This is a genomic window from Pseudomonas sp. YNh, from assembly GCF_037993085.1.
Lineage (GTDB): Bacteria > Pseudomonadota > Gammaproteobacteria > Pseudomonadales > Pseudomonadaceae > Aquipseudomonas > Aquipseudomonas putida.
The window spans coordinates 33,539-51,082 of record NZ_JBBMRJ010000036.1 but is presented as its reverse complement, the minus strand read 5'-3'; the positions used below and the strand labels follow the sequence as shown (position 1 = coordinate 51,082).

The following is a 17,544-nucleotide window of genomic DNA, read 5'->3' as shown; positions in this document are numbered from 1 at the left end:
AGAGCCCCGCAGGAGCCCCATGGAGCAATTTCGCAATATCGGTATCATCGGTCGCCTTGGCAGCTCGCAGGTGCTCGACACCATTCGCCGACTGAAAAAATTCCTCCTCGAGCGCCACTTGCATGTGATTCTCGAAGACACCATTGCCGAAGTACTGCCCGGCCATGGCCTGCAAACCTCCACCCGCAAGCTGCTGGGCGAGGTCTGTGACCTGGTCATCGTGGTCGGCGGTGACGGCAGCCTGCTGGGCGCCGCCCGTGCACTGGCCCGGCACAACATTCCGGTGCTGGGCATCAACCGTGGCAATTTGGGCTTCCTCACCGACATCCGCCCTGACGAGCTGGAAGAGAAAGTTGCCGAAGTGCTCGACGGCCACTACCTGGTGGAAAACCGCTTCCTGCTGCAGGCCGAGGTGCGTCGCCACCACGAAGCGATCGGCCAGGGTGATGCGCTGAACGACGTGGTGCTGCACCCGGGCAAGTCCACGCGCATGATCGAGTTCGAAATCTACATCGATGGCCAGTTCGTCTGCAGCCAGAAGGCCGACGGGCTGATCGTCGCCACCCCCACCGGTTCCACCGCCTACGCGCTGTCGGCCGGTGGCCCGATCATGCACCCCAAGCTCGACGCCATCGTCATCGTGCCAATGTACCCGCACACCCTGTCGGGCCGGCCGATCGTGGTCGACGGCAACAGCGAGCTGAAGATCGTGGTGTCCAAGGACCTGCAGATCTACCCGCAGGTGTCCTGTGACGGCCAGAACCACTTCACCTGCGCTCCCGGCGACACCATCACGGTGAGCAAGAAACCGCAGAAGCTGCGCCTTATCCACCCGCTGGACCACAATTACTACGAGGTCTGCCGCACCAAACTGGGTTGGGGCAGCCGTCTGGGGAGCAGGGACGACTGATGCTCGATCCGGCGCGAAGTTTCGACATCATTGGTGACGTGCACGGCTGTGCTCTGACCCTTGAACGCCTGCTCGACGCCCTCGGTTACAAGCGTGTGGCCGGCGTGTGGCGCCACCCAAGGCGCTTGGCGCTGTTCCTGGGCGATATCGTCGACCGCGGGCCACGCATTCGCGAGGCGCTGCACATCGTCCATGACATGGTCGAGGCCGGCCAGGCGTTCTGCATCATGGGCAACCACGAATACAACGCCCTGGGCTGGGTCACCCCGGCGCTGCCCGGCAGCGGCAAGGCCTATGTGCGCGAGCACACGCCACGCCACGCACGGCTGATCGACGAAACCCTCACCCAGTTCGCCCACCACCCCGGCGACTGGCACGACTTCGTCAACTGGTTTTACCAGCTGCCGCTGTTCATCGACGCCGGGCGCTTCCGCCTGGTGCACGCCTGCTGGGACCCGCGGTTGATCGAGCCGCTGCGCCAGCAATACCCTGACGGGCGCATTGATGAACACTTCATCCAGGCCTCGGCGGTGAGTGGCAGTTTCGCCGACACGGTGTGCAACCGCCTGCTGCGCGGCACCGACATGCGCCTGCCGGACGGCCTGACCCTGACCGGCGGCGACGGCCTGACCCGTGCCTTCTTCCGCACCAAGTTCTGGGAAGAAGACCCGCAAACCTACGGCGACATCGTGTTCCAGCCCGATGCCCTGCCCGAAGAAGTGGCCAGTACCCCGCTCAGCCACAGCCAGAAGAACGCCTTGCTGCGTTATGCCGAAGACGAGCCCTTGCTGTTCGTTGGCCACTACTGGCGCAGCGGCCGGCCAGCGCCGATCCGCGCCAACCTGGCCTGCCTGGACTACAGCGCCGTGCTCTACGGCAAGCTGGCCGCCTACCGGCTGGATGATGAAACCCGCATCGACCCGCACAAGTTCGTCTGGGTCGACGTCGACCGCCCACAGGCCAACCAATGAACATTATCGAAGTGATGCGCCTGCCGCTGTCGGTCGACCTCAGCGGCTTCATCCACCTGCTGCAGCGCCTGCAGGTGCCGCACCGGGTGAGCGAGGACGGCGATGCCCAGGTGCTCTGGGCTCCTGACACCCTGGTTGAAGACGTGCTGCAACTCTACCAACGCTACCCCGACGGCAATGCCGACATCCAGGTGGCAGAGGAACCGGGGCAAGCGAGCATGCCCGCGAATAGCCCCACACAGCCCTCCCTGGTAGAACAGGCCAAAGCCTGCAAGGTCACCACCCTGACCCTGCTGTTGTGTTTCATCGTCGCCGGCCTCACCAGCCTGGGCGACAACTTCACCACCATCAGCTGGTTCACCTTCCTCGACTTCCGCGTCCAGGGCGACTACCTGTATTTCAGCTCGCTGGCGCAAGTTCTGGACGAAGGCCAGTGGTGGCGCCTGGTATCGCCCATGCTGCTGCACTTCGGTGTGCTGCACCTGGCCATGAACAGCCTGTGGTACTGGGAGCTGGGCAAGCGAATCGAACTGCGCCAGGGCCCCTGGATGCTGCTGGGCCTGACCCTGCTGTTCAGCCTGGTGTCCAACCTGGCCCAGCACTACACCAGCGGGCCGAGCCTGTTCGGCGGCCTGTCTGGCGTGCTGTACGGCTTGCTCGGGCATATCTGGCTGTATCAGTGGCTGGCGCCCAATCGTTACTTCAACCTGCCAAAGGGCGTGCTGGTGATGATGCTGATCTGGCTGGTGGTATGCCTGACCGGTGTGGTCGGCACGCTGGGCCTCGGCCAGATCGCCAACGCCGCCCATGTTGGCGGGTTGCTCATCGGATGCCTGACCGGGCTCTTGGGTGGGGCGCTGGCCCGGCGTAAACTGTCGGCTTGAATCAGGAGACACTATGTCCACTTTCGCGCAAATGATTGAAAACATCACACCGGAAATCTACGAGAGCCTGAAACTGGCCGTGGAAATCGGCAAATGGTCCGACGGCCGCAAGCTCACCGCCGAGCAAAAAGAGCTGTCGCTGCAAGCCGTGATCGCCTGGGAGATCCAGAACCTGCCCGAAGACCAGCGCACCGGCTACATGGGCCCGCAGGAATGCGCATCGAAGTCTGCGCCGATCGCCAACATTCTGTTCAAATCGGACTCGGTACATTGATCGAACTCGCTCGTGGCTCGTTGAGCAAAATGGCGGTAAGCCTGCAGGCACCCGTGGTGCAATACAGCTTCCGCCTGGATGACACGCAGGTGCCGGTCAACCCGCTGATCGGCCAGCGCCTGCGCCTGGAATACCTCGGCGCCATTCACTGCAACCACTGCGGCAAACGCACCAAGACCAGCTTCAGCCAGGGGTACTGCTACCCGTGCATGACCAAGCTGGCCCAGTGCGATGTGTGCATCATGGCCCCGGAAAAATGCCACTACGACGCTGGCACCTGCCGCGAGCCGTCGTGGGGCGAACAATTCTGCATGACCGACCACGTGGTCTACCTGGCCAATTCGTCAGGGATCAAGGTCGGCATCACCCGCGCCACTCAGCTGCCCACCCGCTGGCTGGACCAGGGCGCCAGCCAGGCCCTGCCGATCATGCGTGTGGCTACCCGTCAGCAGTCAGGCCTGGTCGAAGACGTGCTGCGCAGCCAGGTGCCGGACCGCACCAACTGGCGCGCGCTGCTCAAAGGCGATGCCGAGGTGCTCGACTTGCCGGCTATCCGTGATCAGATCTTCGACGCCTGCGCCGATGGCCTGCGTGAGTTGCACGGGCGCTTTGGCCTGCAGGCGATCCAGCCGCTGCCCGACGCCGAAGTGGTGCAGATGAAGTACCCGGTCGAGGCCTACCCGAAAAAGATCGTCAGCTTCAACCTCGACAAGGACCCGGTGGCCGAAGGCACGCTGCTGGGTATCAAAGGTCAGTACCTGATCTTCGACACCGGTGTGATCAATATTCGCAAGTACACGGCCTACCAGTTGGCCGTGCTCCAGTAAAAAGGACCTGCACATGCGTACCGAACAACCGCAAGTGATCTACCTGAAGGATTACCAGGCGCCCGAGTACCTGATCGACGAGACGCACCTGACCTTCGAGCTGTTCGAGGACCACACCCTGGTTCACGCGCAACTGGTCATGCGCCGCAACCCGGCACGCGGTGCCGGCCTGCCGCCGCTGGTGCTCGACGGCCAGCAGCTGGAACTGCTGCGCGCCGCGCTGGACGACCAGGAACTGCTGGCGGGCGACTACCAGCTCGCAGCCGACAGCCTGACGCTGCAGCCCAAGGCCGAGCAGTTCACCCTCGACACCAGCGTGAAGATCCACCCCGAGAGCAACACCGCGCTGGAAGGCCTGTACAAGTCGGGCAAGATGTTCTGCACCCAGTGCGAGGCCGAGGGCTTCCGCAAGATCACCTACTACCTCGACCGCCCGGACGTGATGAGCACCTTCACCACCACGGTGATTGCCGAGCAGCATCGCTACCCGGTGCTGTTGTCGAACGGCAACCCGACCGGCAGCGGGCCGGCTGAAGATGGCCGCCACTGGGCAACCTGGGAAGACCCGTTCAGGAAGCCGGCCTACCTGTTCGCGCTGGTGGCCGGTGACTTGTGGTGCGTCGAGGACAACTTCACACGTCAGTCTGGCCGCGATGTGATGCTGCGCATCTATGTCGAGCCCGAAAACCTCGACAAGTGCGACCACGCCATGGTCAGCCTGAAGAAGTCCATGCGCTGGGACGAAGAAGTCTACGGCCGCGAGTACGATCTGGACATCTTCATGATTGTTGCGGTCAACGACTTCAACATGGGCGCCATGGAAAACAAGGGCCTGAACATTTTCAATTCCAGCTGTGTGCTGGCCCGTGCCGAAACCGCCACCGATGCCGCGCACCAGCGCGTCGAAGGCGTGGTCGCCCACGAGTATTTCCACAACTGGTCGGGTAACCGTGTCACCTGCCGTGACTGGTTCCAGCTGTCGCTGAAAGAAGGCTTCACGGTGTTCCGCGATGCCGAGTTCAGCGCCGACATGAACTCGCGCACGGTCAAGCGCATCGAAGACGTCGCCTACCTGCGCACCCACCAGTTCGCCGAAGACGCCGGCCCCATGGCCCATCCCGTGCGCCCGGACAGCTTCATCGAGATCTCCAACTTCTACACCCTGACCGTGTACGAGAAGGGCGCCGAAGTGGTGCGTATGGTCCGTACCTTGCTGGGTAACGAAGGCTTCCGCAAAGGCAGCGACCTGTACTTCGAACGCCATGATGGCCAGGCGGTGACCACCGACGACTTCATCAAGGCCATGGAAGACGCCAACGGCGTCGACTTCACCCAGTTCAAGCGCTGGTACAGCCAGGCCGGTACCCCGCGCCTGGAAGTCAGCGAAGCCTATGATGCTGCTGCGCAGACCTACAGCCTGACCTTCCGCCAGAGCTGCCCGCAAACCCCGGACAAGGCCGAGAAGCTGCCGTTCGTGATCCCGGTCGAGCTGGGCCTGCTGGACGCCGAAGGCAATGACCTGCCGCTGCGCCTGGCCGGTGAAGCCGCTGCTGGCGGCACCAGCCGCGTGCTGTCGGTGACCGAGGCCGAGCAGACCTTCACCTTCGAAGGTGTCCAGGCCAAGCCGCTGCCCTCGCTGCTGCGCGGCTTCAGTGCGCCGGTGAAGCTCAGCTTCCCTTACGACCGCGACCAGCTGATGTTCCTGATGCAGCACGACAGCGACGGCTTCAACCGCTGGGAAGCGGGCCAGCAGCTGTCGGTGCAGGTACTGCAAGAACTGATCGGCCAGCATCAACGCGGCGAAGCCCTGAAACTCGACCAGCGCCTGATCACGGCCTTGGGCACCGTGCTGGGTAACGCGTCGCTGGACCCGGCCATGGTTGCCGAAATGCTTTCGCTGCCGGGCGAGGCCTACCTCACCGAAATCAGCCAGGTGGCCGACGTCGACGCCATCCACGCTGCCCGTGAGTTCGCCCGCCAGCAGATCGCCGCACAGCTGTTCGACCCCCTGTGGGCGCGCTACCAGGCCAACCGTGACGTGTCGCGCAACACTGCCTACGTGGCCTCTGCCGAGCACTTCGCGCGCCGTAGCCTGCAGAACATCGCCCTGTCGTACCTGATGCAGAGCGGCAAGCCGCAGGTGCTGGAAGCGACCCTGGAGCAGTTCGATCAGTGCGACAACATGACCGAACGCCTCACCGCCCTGGCGGTGCTGGTGAATTCGCCGTTCGAAGCCGAGCGGGCCAAAGCCCTGGAAGCCTTTGCCGAGCACTTCAAGGACAACCCGCTGGTCATGGACCAGTGGTTCAGCGTGCAGGCGGCCAGCGCGCTGCCGGGCGGGCTGGCGCGAGTCAAGGCGTTGATGCAGCACCCGGCGTTCACCCTGAAGAACCCGAACAAGGTACGTGCACTGGTGGGTGCGTTTGCCGGGCAGAATCTGGTCAACTTCCATGCGGCAGATGGCTCGGGCTACCGTTTCCTGGCGGACCTGGTGATCGAGCTGAATGCGCTGAACCCGCAGATTGCTTCGCGTCAACTGGCACCGCTGACCCGCTGGCGCAAATATGACGCTGCGCGTCAGGCGCTGATGAAGGGTGAGCTGGAGCGGATTCTGGCTTCGGGTGAGCTGTCCAGTGATGTGTATGAAGTGGTGAGCAAGAGCCTGGCTTGAGTTTTCTGTAGTCAGTGCCGGCCTCTTCGCGGGTAAACCCGCTCCCACAGGTACTTCACCGTTTTCATGGACGGTGTAGCACCTGTGGGAGCGGGTTTACCCGCGAAGCTTTTTGGGCCGACAACAAAACATAACACCCCGCCCGTTGTATCCCCGCCAACATCCCCGCTACGATCCCCTCAAGCTATTGCAGGCCTCTAGATCAGGCTTTTCGCAGTACCTGCAATGCATTGACCCACCAACAAGAACACAACAAGGGGGCAGTCATGAGGGAACCGCTACGGGCGCCAGCCAGGCGTGGTGCCTGGCCATGGGCGGCCAGCGCAGTGCTGGCACTGGCTTTGGGGGTGTGGGCCGACAGTGCCCAGGCCGCCGCCGCCGACGAATACTCCACCGAATCCGCCAAGGCCAGCCAAAGCCTGTTGATCGACGCCACCCATGCCGGCAAGCGCCTGGTGGTGGTGGGTGATCGCGGCCACATTCTGTTCTCCGACGACCAGGGCAGCACCTGGACCCAGGCCCGGGTCCCCACCCGGCAGCTGCTCACCGCCGTGTTCTTCCTCGATGACAAGCGCGGCTGGGCGGTCGGCCACGATGCGCAGATCCTCGCCAGCAACGACGGCGGGGCCACCTGGAGCAAGCAGTTCGAAGACCTCGCCCGCGAAGCGCCCTTGCTCGATGTTGCCTTCCTTGACGCCCAGCACGGCTTTGCCGTGGGTGCCTACGGCGCCTTGCTGGAAACCATAGACGGCGGTCAGCACTGGCAGGACGTGGCCGAGCGCCTGGACAACCCTGACCAGTTGCACCTGAACGGTATCGCCCGGGTGCGTGACGCCGGCCTGTTCATCGTAGGCGAGCAGGGTGGCATGTTCCGCTCCGCCGACAACGGCCAGACCTGGTCCAAAGTCCAGGGCCCTTACGAGGGCTCGCTGTTCGGCGTGATCGGCACCGCCCAGCCGAACGCCCTGCTGGCGTATGGCCTGCGAGGCAACCTGTTCCGTTCCACCGATTTTGGCGACAGCTGGCAGCCGATCGAGCTCAAGGTCGCGCGCGGCAACCTCGAATTCGGCCTGGCAAGCGCTACGCTTCTCGATGATGGCACCCTGGTGCTGGTCGGCAACGGCGGCAGCGTGCTGCGCAGTGCCGATGGCGGCCAGACCTTCAGCGTGTACAACCGTGCCGACCGCATCGCCCTGGCTGGCGTCAGCGGCCTGGCCAATGGCGGCCTGCTGCTGGTAGGGCAGGGCGGTGTACACCTGGCGGATGCCCAGGGTGCCGAGGGGGCGAGCCAATGACCAGCAGGGAGAGCATTACCATGCACCCGCACCACCAGGACAAGGCCACGCTGCTCGAACGCCTGATCTTCAACAACCGCCCCGTGGTCATCGCGCTGTGCGTGCTGGTGAGCATTTTCCTGTTCTGGCAGGCCACGCAGATTCGCCCGTCCACCAGCTTCGAGAAGATGATCCCGCTGCAGCACCCGTTCATCGAGCAGATGATGGAGCACCGCAACGACCTGGCCAACCTCGGCAACACCGTACGCATTTCGGTCGAGGCGGTGAATGGCGACATCTTCGACAAGGACTACATGGAGACCCTGCGCCAGGTCCACGACGAGGTGTTCTACATCCCCGGCGTCGACCGTGCCGGGCTGAAGTCGCTGTGGAGCCCCAGCGTGCGCTGGAGCGAGGTGACCGAAGAGGGCTTTTCCGGTGGCGAGGTAATCCCCAACACCTACAACGGCTCACAGGACAGCCTCGATACCCTGCGCGACAACGTGCTCAAGTCCGGCCAGGTTGGGCGCCTGGTGGGTAACAACTTCAAGTCCAGCATCGTCGACGTACCGCTGCTGGAGAGCTACCCCGATCCGCAGGACCCGGGTAAGCAGGTGAAGCTGGACTACCAGCAATTCTCGCACCTGCTGGAAGAGAAGATCCGCGACAAGTTCCAGGCGCAGAACCCCAATGTGAAAATCCACATTGTCGGCTTTGCCAAGAAGGTCGGTGACCTGATTGATGGCCTGGTGATGGTGGCGATGTTCTTCGGCGTCGCCCTGGCCATTACCTGGGTGCTGCTGTACTGGTTCACCTGGTGCATCCGCAGCACCATTGCCGTGCTCATCACCACCCTGGTGGCGGTGGTCTGGCAGCTTGGGCTGATGCATGCGGTGGGCTTTGGCCTGGACCCTTACTCGATGTTGGTACCGTTCCTGATCTTCGCCATCGGCATTTCCCACGGGGTGCAGAAGATCAACGGCATCGCCTTGCAGTCGAGTGACGCCGACAACGCCCTCACGGCGGCCAGGCGCACCTTCCGCCAGCTGTTCCTGCCGGGCATGATCGCCATCCTCGCCGACGCGGTGGGCTTCATCACCCTGCTGATCATCGATATCGGGGTGATCCGCGAGCTGGCCATCGGTGCGTCCATCGGCGTGGCGGTGATCGTATTCACCAACCTGATCCTGTTGCCGGTGGCTATTTCCTACGTTGGCATCAGCAAGAAGGCCATCGAGCGCAGCAAGAAGGACGCCACCCGCGAGCACCCGTTCTGGCGCCTGTTGTCGAACTTCGCCAGTGCCAAGGTGGCGCCGGTGTCTGTAACCCTGGCGCTGGTCGCCTTCGCCGGCGGCCTGTGGTACAGCCAGAACCTGAAGATCGGAGACCTCGACCAGGGCGCGCCGGAGCTGCGCCCCGACTCGCGCTACAACCAGGACAACAGCTTCATCATCAGCAACTACTCGACCAGTTCCGACGTGCTGGTGATCATGGTCAAGACCCCGCCGGAGCAGTGCTCGGTCCACTCGACCATGGCGCCGATCGACGAGCTGATGTGGACCATGCAGAACACCCCGGGTGTACAGTCGGCGATTTCCCTGGTGACCGTGTCCAAGCAGGTGATCAAGGGCATGAACGAGGGCAGCCTGAAATGGGAAACCCTGTCGCGTAACCCGGACATCCTCAACAACTCCATCGCCCGTGCAGATGGCCTTTACAACGGTGACTGCTCGCTGGCGCCGGTGCTGGTGTTCCTCAACGACCACAAGGCCGAGACCCTGGAGCGGGTTACTGCCGCGGCCAAGGCGTTTGCCGACAGCCACAACAAGGAAGGCCTGCAGTTCCTGCTGGCGGCGGGCAACGCCGGGATCGAGGCAGCGACCAACGAGGTGATCAAGTCGGCCGAGCTGACCATCCTGACCCTGGTGTACATCTGTGTGGCAGTGATGTGCCTGATCACCTTCCGCTCGTTCGCCGCCACCCTCTGCATCGTCCTGCCGCTGGTACTGACCTCGGTGCTGGGCAATGCGCTGATGGCCTACATGGGCATCGGGGTGAAGGTGGCGACCTTGCCGGTAGTGGCGCTGGGCGTGGGGATTGGCGTGGATTACGGCATCTACATCTACAGCCGGCTGGAAAGTTTCCTGCGTGCCGGGCTGCCGTTGCAGGAGGCCTATTACCAGACCCTGCGTTCGACGGGTAAAGCCGTGCTGTTCACTGGCTTGTGCCTGGCCATCGGCGTGTGCACCTGGATCTTCTCGGCAATCAAGTTCCAGGCTGATATGGGGCTGATGCTGACCTTCATGCTGCTGTGGAACATGTTTGGCGCGCTGTGGCTGCTGCCGGCGCTGGCACGGTTCCTGATAAAGCCGGAGAAGATGGTGGGCAAGGAGGGGGGCTCGATTTTCGCCCACTGAATCGCAAGGGGCCGCTTTGCGGCCCATTCGCAGCACAAGGGTTATAATGCCGCCACATCTCCCACAGGTACCCCCATGTCCCCCCTCGCCACCGCCCTGCAGTCCTGCGACATGCTCCTGATCGACGGCCTGCACGCCTTCGATTTCACCGCCGACGCATCCGGTCTCACTGTCGAATGCATGGACGGCTGCCAGCTGCGTCGCTGGTCCTTCACCCCCGAACAAGTCGCTGCGGCTATTGCCACCGGTGATGAATGGCAACTCAACGATGCCAACGGCGAGCATCGGCTAGTCTGTATGAGTGCCTTTCGCGCCCCGGATGATGACCAAGATGAACCGGACCTGGACGAGCCTGCTGACCGCTAGCCTGATGAGCCTCACGATCAATTCCCACGCCGCTACCTTGCTGGTGGGCAGCTATACCGATGGTGCCAGCCAGGGCATCTACCGGTATCAGTTCGACGACAAGGCCGGCCGTATCGACTCCACGCCCCTGCAGGTGGTGAAGAGCGTCAGCCCTTCCTGGCTGGTGCTGTCGGCCGACCAGCGTCAGCTGTTTACGGTGAATGAGACCCCGCAGGGCCATGCCAGCAGTTTCAGCATCAGCAGCAAAGGCGAAATCAAGCCGCTCAACCAAGTGGCCACCCAGGGCGACGAGCCCACCCACGCCAGCCTCAGCCGTGACCAGCGCTACCTGTTCGTGGCCAACTACGCGGTCAACCCTGACCCCGGTGGCAGCCTGGTGGTGATCCCGGTTACCAGGGACGGCACGCTCAAGCCCGTGGTGCAACAGGCCCGGCATAAGGCGAGCGGGGTCAACCCTGAGCGCCAGGCCGGTGCCCACGTGCATTCGCTGGTGCTGTCGCCGGATGGCCAGCACCTGTATGCCAGCGACCTGGGTGCCGACAAGGTGTTCATCTACCGCTACGACGGTGCCAGTGCGGACCACCCGCTGACAGCGGCGATACCTGCGTCCGTGGCCTTGCCGCCGGGCAGCGGGCCGCGTCACCTGCTGTTCGACGCCAAGGGCCGGCACGCCTACCTCACCCTGGAAATGAACGCCGAAGTGGTGATGTTCGATGTGCAGGACGGCAACCTGATTGAACGCCAGCGCTTACCCCTGACCGAGCGCCAGGAGGCCGCAGCGAAGGCAGCAGGTGGCTTGCACCTGTCGGCCGACGGGCGCTTCCTGTACGTGAGCAACCGTGGCACGGCCAATGAAATTGTGGTGTTCAGCGTAGGCAAGCAGGATGGCCAGTTGACGTTCCTGCAGCGTCGCCCGGTAGAAGGCGATCACCCTCGGGAGTTTGCCCTGGACCCGAGTGACAACTTCCTGCTGGTGGCCAACCAGAAGAGCAACCAGATCGTGGTGATACGTCGCGATCCGCGCAGTGGCAAGCTGCTGGAGACGGTGCAGACGCTGCAGCAGGATGCACCGTCGGACCTCAAGTTCATCGAGTGATATCGATCAGCGTGATAATCGGTACTGCCGCAATGAATTTTTGCGTGCGGCCTCGGCGGCGTAAGTTTGACCCAAGGCCCAAACGGGCCACCGTCAAACCACCGCCGTCGAGGTCAGCCCAGATGAACTTCAATCTCTTCCCGGTTATTGCCGCATCCGCCATTTCCGCATCGGTCGTACTGCCGGCGCATGCCCATGCCGACAGCAGCAAGGCTTCTGCCACCCACAGCTACACCGAGCAGTACCTGCGCCAGAGTGCCAATTTCCATGCGGCGTTGAGTGGCAAACAGCAGCACTGAGCCTTGTGCGGTCTCCTACGAGGGATCGCGTGAACTCATTTGGCCATGACTGACCTGAACAGCTCCGAAGCCAACCACCCCTCCAGCCAGCTCCGCACCCGCGGATAAGCCGCCTCGGCGAACCACTGCGGTTCGACCCCGGCAAACTGGCGCATCAGGGGCAGCAACGCGGCATCGGCAATGCTCGGGTGGTCGGCCAGCAGGTAGGGCCGGCCGGCCAGCAGGCCTTCGAGCTCCGCCAGCCAGGTTTCAGCCTGCTGGCGGTAATGCTCGCGGGAGTGCTCCGGGTAGCGTTCGGCATACTTGTACAGGTTCACCTGCGCCTTGAATGTGCTGTCATTGCGAGCAATCAGGGCTTCAGCTTGCTGCGCGGCCACAGGGTCAGCCTGTAGCTGCCAGCCCTGCGGGTCGTTTTGCGTCAACGCCCAGCGCATGATGTCCAGGCTTTCTTCCAGTACTCCGGCACCGGTATCCAGCACCGGCACCGTGCCCTTGGGCGACAAGGCCAGCAGTGCTGCCGGCTTGTTCTTCATCGCCACCTCACAGATTTCCACCTCGCACCCGGCATAACGCAAGGCCAGGCGCGCGCGCATGGCCCAGGGGCAGCGGCGGAACGAGTAGAGGATCACCCGCACACCTCCACGTCACTCAGGCCATTGCCTTGGCGACGCACCTGGATCTGCACCGGGATGCGCTCGTGCATTTCCTGCACGTGGGAAATCACCGCCACTTTTCGGCCCTGAGCCTGCAAGCCGTCGAGGGCGTCCATGGCCAGTTGCAGCGACTCGGGGTCGAGGCTGCCGAAGCCTTCGTCGATGAACAGCGATTCGATGCGCAGGGTGCTGGAGGCCATCGAGGCCAGGCCCAGGGCCAGGGCCAGCGAGACCAGGAAGGTTTCCCCGCCCGACAGCGAGTGCACCGAGCGCAGTTCGTCCCCCATTTCGGTGTCCAGCACCAGCAGGCCGAGGGCGCTGCCGCCGCGCTTGAGGCGGTAGCGGCGGGCCAGCTGGCGCAGCTGGGTGTTGGCGTGGTGCAGCAGCAGGTCGAGGTTGTAACCCTGGGCGATCTTGCGGAACACATCGCCCGAGGCCGAACCGATCAGTGCGTTCAAGCGGGCCCAGCGTTGCCATTGCTGATGGGCCTGTTCGATTTCTGCCGCCAACGCCTGGTGTGCCTGCTGGCGACGCTGGTCGTCGGCCTGCTGTGCGCGCAGTTCGGCGCATTGCTGCTCGTGGCCGGCCAGGCGCTCGCGCAGCTCGGTCAGGGCTTGCTCCAGGGCTTCGGCCGAGGTGTCCACGGTCATTTGTGCGGCGTGTTGTTGCAGGCGTTGTTCACGTTCCTGCAGCAATACGCGACCTTGTTCGATGGCTTTCTCGGCGTTTTGCAGGTGCTGGCGCAGTTCACTGACTTGCGCATCGTCCATGGCCAGCAGGCGATCCAGGCCTGCGTCATCCAGTTCCGGATGCTCGCTGCGCCACTGGGCGATCTGCCCTTGTAACTGCTGGCACTCGGCGTCCAGCGCCTGTTGCTGCTGGGCGTTGGCCTTGAGCTCACTGGCCAGTTGCACACCCTGGGTGCGCAGGTCTTGCAGGCGTTGTGCGGTGTCGGCGTCGAGGGCGCGGGCATGTTCCAGCGCGCAGTCCATGTGTTGTTGCCAAGCTTCGGCGCTGGCATGTTCGCCGAGCAGTTCGCCGAGCGAGGCCTGGGCTTGCTGGCGTTGCGCGTCGAGGGCGGCCAGATTCTGCTGCAATTGCTGTTGGCCTTGCACACGCGCTTGTTGCTGGTCGCGCAGCTTGTCCAACTGGGCCTGGCGGGCTTGTTGTTCTTCCTGTTCGTCCTTGCGTTGCTCCAGTTGTTGCAAGCGCTGGGCAATCTGCTGGTCCAGGGCGAGGAAAGCATTGGCCGGGTCGTCGTTAAGGGCCTTGACGGCCTCCTCAGGCAGCACGCCGGTCAGGTCGTTCAGGCTTTGCTGCAGTTGCTGTTCGTCGGTGGCCAGGGCCTGGTGCTGGTGCTCCAGGTGGCGCTGGGCCTGCTGTTGCGCTTCATGGGCGGCCTGCAACTGCTGGTTGAGGCGGGATGCATCTTTTTGCAGGGCGAGCAGGGCGCTCTGGCGCTTCTGGTCCTGACTGATTTCTTCTTCAAGACGCCGCAGCTGGCTGTCGAGCCAGGTGCTGCGGGCCTTGTCGTCCTGCGGGGCGAGGGCAGGCCACAGGCTGTGCGCCTGTACCTCGGCCACCAACGGTTGCAGCTGTTCGCCCAGTTGCTGCTGTTGTTGCTGGTAGTCCTTGAGCTGGGCGTTGATCACGCCCAGCTGGGTACGCAGCTCTACCAGCTTGCTGCCGAGGGTTTCGACCTGCTGCTGCGCGGCGTCTACTTCGGCCTGATCGTGGCGACCCAGGCTTTGCAGCAGCGCTTCGGGTTGATGGAACGGGTGCTCGGCGCTGCCGCACACGGGGCACGGTTCGCCATCGCGCAGTTGGCCGCGCAGTTCTTCGACGCTGGTATTGCGCGCCAGGCGCTGGCGTTCCAGCAGCTGGCGGGTGAGGTTCAGCGCTTGCTCGGCGGCTTCCAGCTCGGCCTTGGCGGCGGTGCCTTCGGTAATCAGTTGCTGGCGTTGCTGCATGGCCTGCTGCTGCCGTTCGCGCACGGCATGCAGCTGCTGGCGCAGCTCTTGTTCACGGCCATGCAGGCGCGACAGTTCTTCGACGGCGCGCTGCTGCTTGCGGTTATCCTGCAGCATGCCACCGAGCAGGTCGATTTGCTCGGCAAGGGCCTGCGGTTCGGCCTTGGCTTCGCGGAACAGCAGGTCGTAGGCGTCGCGCTCGGCCTGCAAGTGTGTATTGGCCTGGCTGGCCTGGGCCTGAAGGCCGGGCAGTTCTTCACGGCCTTTGGCCAGGCGCCCACCGATCAGCATTACCTGCTTCAGCTGTGGCAGGTAGGCGTGCCAGGCATTTGCCAGGCCTGCCAGGTGCTGGCTGTCGGCCAGCGCGGTGTCGATCTGGGCCAGTTGCTGCAGGCTGCGCTGCTGGTTGTCTTCAAGCTGCTGCAACTGCTGCTGGCCGTCGGCGACCTGCTGTTCAGCGTGTTGGCTGGTGCTGCGCTGCGCGGCCAGTTCCTGGTCCAGGCGCGCCAGGTTGTCCTGGGCGGCAAAGGCCTGGCGCAGGCGCGGTGCGTTTTCGCCATGCTGGGCCTGGCTGTCGGCAAGCGCCTGGCGTGCGGCGGCCAGCGCCTGTTCGAGCTCAAGGGTGCGCACCTGCAGCTCGGCTTGCTGCTGCTGTTGCTCAGCGATTTTCGCGGCCACGGGTGCCAGTTGCGCAGTCAGCGCCTGCTGGCGGTGGAACTGGTGGCGCTGGGGGGCCAGGCGCTCCAGGCGAACGAGGGCCAGGCGGGGTTCGGCCAGTTGCTGCCAGCTTTGTTCGGCGGCCTGTAGCGCGGTGCCGGCTTCGGCATGTTGGGCCTGCAGCTGGCGTTGTTCATTCAGCCAGTTGCGTTGCTGTTCCAGTTGGCGCTCGCCAGCCTGGTCGGCCTTGAACTGCTGCTGCGCCTGCTCCAGGCGCTGGTCAAGGTCGGTGCGGGCTTCGGCGGCCATCGGCAGCAGGTGGCTGGCGCGCTCCTTGAGGGCGTTGTGGGCCTCGCCGGCTTCACGGGCCTTGCTGAAGGCACGCTGGCCAAGGCGGGTGTAGATGGCGGTATTGGTGAGTTTTTCCAGCAGCTCGCTGCGCTCTTTGTCGTCCGCCTTGAGGAAAGCGCCGAACTCGCTCTGGGCCAGCATTACCGCACGGGTGAACTGCTCGAAGTTCAGGCCAAGGCGGGCCTCGACCAGTTGCTTGTATTCGTTCTTGCCACTGCCCAGCACCTGTTCGCTGTCCAGGTCGTAGAAGCTCTGGCGGCTGTGTTGCAGCTTGCCGTTGGCCTTGTCGCGGGCGCGGTTGGCTTCCCAGCGGGCGCGGTAGCGGCGGCCGTCGATGCCGACGAAGTCGACCTCGGCAAAGCCACTGCCGGTGCCACGGCGCAGCAGGTTACGCGGGTCGTAGGTGGGGATTTCGCCGTCGGCGTCGGGCACCTTGGCCTCGCGGCCGATGTCGTTCAGGCGTGGCACTGTGCCAAACAACGCCAGGCACAGGGCGTCGAGCAGGGTGCTTTTGCCGGCCCCCGTTGGCCCGGTGATCGCGAACAGGCCAGCGCTGGCCAAGGGCTCTGCGGTGAAGTCGATTTCGACCGGGCCGGCCAGCGATGCCAGGTTCTTCAGGCGAATGGCGAGAATCTTCATGGCTGCTCCTCTTCCTGCTGCACGTCCTGCAACAGCAGGGCAAAGTCGGCCAGCGCCTGCTCATCTGCGGGGTTGCCGTAAGCCTGCTCCCAGGCGCGGCTGAACAGGTCTTGCGGGGTCATCTGGGAAAGCTCGACAAAGGCCAGGTCATCGTCTTCGGCGTTATTGCGGCCGGCGTATTCGGCGCTGATGCGGATCAGCCGCACGGCCTTGCCTTCCAGTGCAGTTTCAATCTGCTGGCGCAGGTCGGGTTGCGGCTCGTCCAGTATCACCCGCACCTCCAGCCAGGGCTGGCGGTTGGGGTCTTCGAGCAGGTCGATCACGGGCAGGTCGGCCAGCTGTTGCAGCAGTTCGCCCAAGGGTGCCGGGCCAACCCGTTGCAGGGCCACCGCGCGCGGTACCGGGCGCGGTTCGACGCTGACCAGTTCGGTGCCGTCCAGCTCCACTTCCAGCACCTGGTGCGGGTAGTTGATTTCGGCGAAGGACAGCGGGATCGGCGAGCCGCTGTAGCGGATGCGTTCTTCGCGGTTGACCTTCTGCGGTTTGTGCAGGTGGCCCAGGGCGACATAGCTGATGGCCTTGTCGAACAGCTTGGCCGGCAGTGCCTCGGCGTTGCCGATGATCAGGCTGCGCTCCGAGTCTTCCGACACCGAGCCACCGGCCATGTGCGCATGGCTGATGGCGATCAGCGCCTGGTCTTTCTTGCGCTTGGCTTGCGCGGCGGTGATCAGTTGCTGGTGGACCTGGGTGATGCCTTGCAGGTAGTCGTCGCCCAGGCTCGGGCCGGTGACCTCGGCCGGGCGCAGGAAGGGCAGGGCCAGGCACCATGCGGCGACCTTGCCGCGGCCGTTGGTCAGTGGGATCAACAGGCGCTCGGCATCCAGCTGGCCTTCGTCCAGCCAGTGCACACGGCCCAGGGCATGGGTGCGCAGGCGCCGCATCAATGCGGCGGGCAGCTCGATGCGCGAGCCGGAGTCGTGGTTGCCGGCGATCATCACGATATCCAGCTTGGGCTGTTGCTCATGGGCCTGGACGATGAAGTCGTAGAGGCGCTCCTGGGCTTTGACCGGCGGGTTGACCGTGTCGAAGATGTCGCCGGCAATCAGCAGCGCATCGGGCTGGCGCAGGCGCAGCTGGCCGAGCAGCCACTCGAGGAAGCAGGCGTGTTCGAAGTCGCGTTCCTGGCCGTGCAGGCTTTGGCCCAGGTGCCAGTCGGAGGTATGAAACAGACGCATGGATGACCTGTTGGTGTCGAGTCGGACAAGCGGGGAAAGGGCGGTATGGT

14 protein-coding genes are annotated in these 17,544 nt (G+C 64.0%); 11 read left to right on the top strand and 3 right to left on the bottom strand.

Annotated features, from left to right (window positions below; translation table 11 throughout):
• Positions 1-19: 19 nt before the first annotated feature.
• The 11 genes from WF331_RS26010 (at position 20) to WF331_RS25960 (ending at position 11,989) form a co-directional block, all read left to right on the top strand.
• Positions 20-910 carry an NAD(+) kinase gene (locus tag WF331_RS26010; protein WP_008090067.1) on the top strand — a complete coding sequence of 297 codons (891 nt, stop codon included), beginning with the start codon at positions 20-22 and terminating at the stop codon, positions 908-910.
• Positions 907-1,881, top strand: a complete 975-nt coding sequence (locus tag WF331_RS26005; protein WP_169725181.1) for a metallophosphoesterase — start codon at positions 907-909, stop codon at positions 1,879-1,881. Before WF331_RS26010 ends, WF331_RS26005 begins: the two co-directional genes overlap by 4 nt.
• A complete protein-coding gene (locus WF331_RS26000) occupies positions 1,878-2,765 on the top strand; it encodes a rhomboid family intramembrane serine protease (RefSeq protein ID WP_049277532.1) in 888 nt (295 codons plus the stop codon). Before WF331_RS26005 ends, WF331_RS26000 begins: the two co-directional genes overlap by 4 nt.
• 13 nt (positions 2,766-2,778) lie before the next feature.
• On the top strand, positions 2,779-3,039 hold the full coding sequence (locus tag WF331_RS25995; RefSeq protein ID WP_016500845.1) for a YeaC family protein: 261 nt from the start codon (positions 2,779-2,781) through the stop codon (positions 3,037-3,039).
• A complete protein-coding gene (locus WF331_RS25990) occupies positions 3,036-3,866 on the top strand; it encodes a DUF2797 domain-containing protein (protein ID WP_059395449.1) in 831 nt (276 codons plus the stop codon). The genes WF331_RS25995 and WF331_RS25990 overlap by 4 nt, the downstream gene beginning before the upstream one ends.
• A 13-nt stretch (positions 3,867-3,879) precedes the next feature.
• Positions 3,880-6,537 (top strand): aminopeptidase N, encoded by a 2,658-nt coding sequence (pepN, locus tag WF331_RS25985; RefSeq protein WP_284361578.1) that lies wholly within the window; start codon positions 3,880-3,882, stop codon positions 6,535-6,537.
• Between the two features lie 266 nt (positions 6,538-6,803).
• Positions 6,804-7,832 (top strand): WD40/YVTN/BNR-like repeat-containing protein, encoded by a 1,029-nt coding sequence (locus tag WF331_RS25980; RefSeq protein ID WP_041167820.1) that lies wholly within the window; start codon positions 6,804-6,806, stop codon positions 7,830-7,832.
• A gap of 20 nt (positions 7,833-7,852) precedes the next feature.
• The gene (locus WF331_RS25975) at positions 7,853-10,228 is read left to right on the top strand and encodes an efflux RND transporter permease subunit (RefSeq protein WP_284361575.1); all 2,376 of its coding nucleotides are present in this window, start codon (positions 7,853-7,855) and stop codon (positions 10,226-10,228) included.
• A 75-nt stretch (positions 10,229-10,303) separates the two neighbouring features.
• Positions 10,304-10,594, top strand: a complete 291-nt coding sequence (locus WF331_RS25970; protein WP_340623444.1) for a DUF5629 family protein — start codon at positions 10,304-10,306, stop codon at positions 10,592-10,594.
• A complete protein-coding gene (locus tag WF331_RS25965; protein WP_340623443.1) occupies positions 10,560-11,690 on the top strand; it encodes a lactonase family protein in 1,131 nt (376 codons plus the stop codon). Before WF331_RS25970 ends, WF331_RS25965 begins: the two co-directional genes overlap by 35 nt.
• 122 nt (positions 11,691-11,812) lie before the next feature.
• Entirely contained in the window at positions 11,813-11,989 is a 177-nt protein-coding gene (locus tag WF331_RS25960; RefSeq protein WP_016500839.1) for a hypothetical protein, read from the top strand.
• Between the two features lie 35 nt (positions 11,990-12,024).
• Here the strand turns inward: WF331_RS25960 and WF331_RS25955 are convergent, their stop codons facing one another.
• Genes WF331_RS25955 through WF331_RS25945 form a run of 3 tightly spaced genes read right to left on the bottom strand, consistent with a single transcriptional unit; the run spans position 12,025 to position 17,494 of the window.
• Positions 12,025-12,618 (bottom strand): glutathione S-transferase, encoded by a 594-nt coding sequence (locus WF331_RS25955; protein ID WP_016500838.1) that lies wholly within the window; start codon positions 12,616-12,618, stop codon positions 12,025-12,027.
• Entirely contained in the window at positions 12,615-16,259 is a 3,645-nt protein-coding gene (locus WF331_RS25950) for an AAA family ATPase (RefSeq protein ID WP_284361558.1), read from the bottom strand. The genes WF331_RS25955 and WF331_RS25950 overlap by 4 nt, the downstream gene beginning before the upstream one ends.
• Positions 16,256-17,494 carry an exonuclease SbcCD subunit D C-terminal domain-containing protein gene (locus WF331_RS25945; protein ID WP_016500836.1) on the bottom strand — a complete coding sequence of 413 codons (1,239 nt, stop codon included), beginning with the start codon at positions 17,492-17,494 and terminating at the stop codon, positions 16,256-16,258. Before WF331_RS25945 ends, WF331_RS25950 begins: the two co-directional genes overlap by 4 nt.
• Positions 17,495-17,544: the final 50 nt, after the last annotated feature.

Bases quoted from the DNA above. Each gene is read 5' to 3' on its own strand.
- WF331_RS25950 (WP_284361558.1), bottom strand. From the start codon at position 16,259: ATGAAGATTCTCGCCATTCGCCTGAAGAACCTGGCATCGCTGGCCGGC.
- WF331_RS25965 (WP_340623443.1), top strand. From the start codon at position 10,560: ATGAACCGGACCTGGACGAGCCTGCTGACCGCTAGCCTGATGAGCCTC.
- WF331_RS25970 (WP_340623444.1), top strand. From the start codon at position 10,304: ATGTCCCCCCTCGCCACCGCCCTGCAGTCCTGCGACATGCTCCTGATC.
- WF331_RS25960 (WP_016500839.1), top strand. From the start codon at position 11,813: ATGAACTTCAATCTCTTCCCGGTTATTGCCGCATCCGCCATTTCCGCA.
- WF331_RS26000 (WP_049277532.1), top strand. From the start codon at position 1,878: ATGAACATTATCGAAGTGATGCGCCTGCCGCTGTCGGTCGACCTCAGC.
- WF331_RS25980 (WP_041167820.1), top strand. From the start codon at position 6,804: ATGAGGGAACCGCTACGGGCGCCAGCCAGGCGTGGTGCCTGGCCATGG.
- pepN (WP_284361578.1), top strand. From the start codon at position 3,880: ATGCGTACCGAACAACCGCAAGTGATCTACCTGAAGGATTACCAGGCG.
- WF331_RS26010 (WP_008090067.1), top strand. From the start codon at position 20: ATGGAGCAATTTCGCAATATCGGTATCATCGGTCGCCTTGGCAGCTCG.
- WF331_RS25995 (WP_016500845.1), top strand. From the start codon at position 2,779: ATGTCCACTTTCGCGCAAATGATTGAAAACATCACACCGGAAATCTAC.
- WF331_RS25945 (WP_016500836.1), bottom strand. From the start codon at position 17,494: ATGCGTCTGTTTCATACCTCCGACTGGCACCTGGGCCAAAGCCTGCAC.
- WF331_RS25975 (WP_284361575.1), top strand. From the start codon at position 7,853: ATGCACCCGCACCACCAGGACAAGGCCACGCTGCTCGAACGCCTGATC.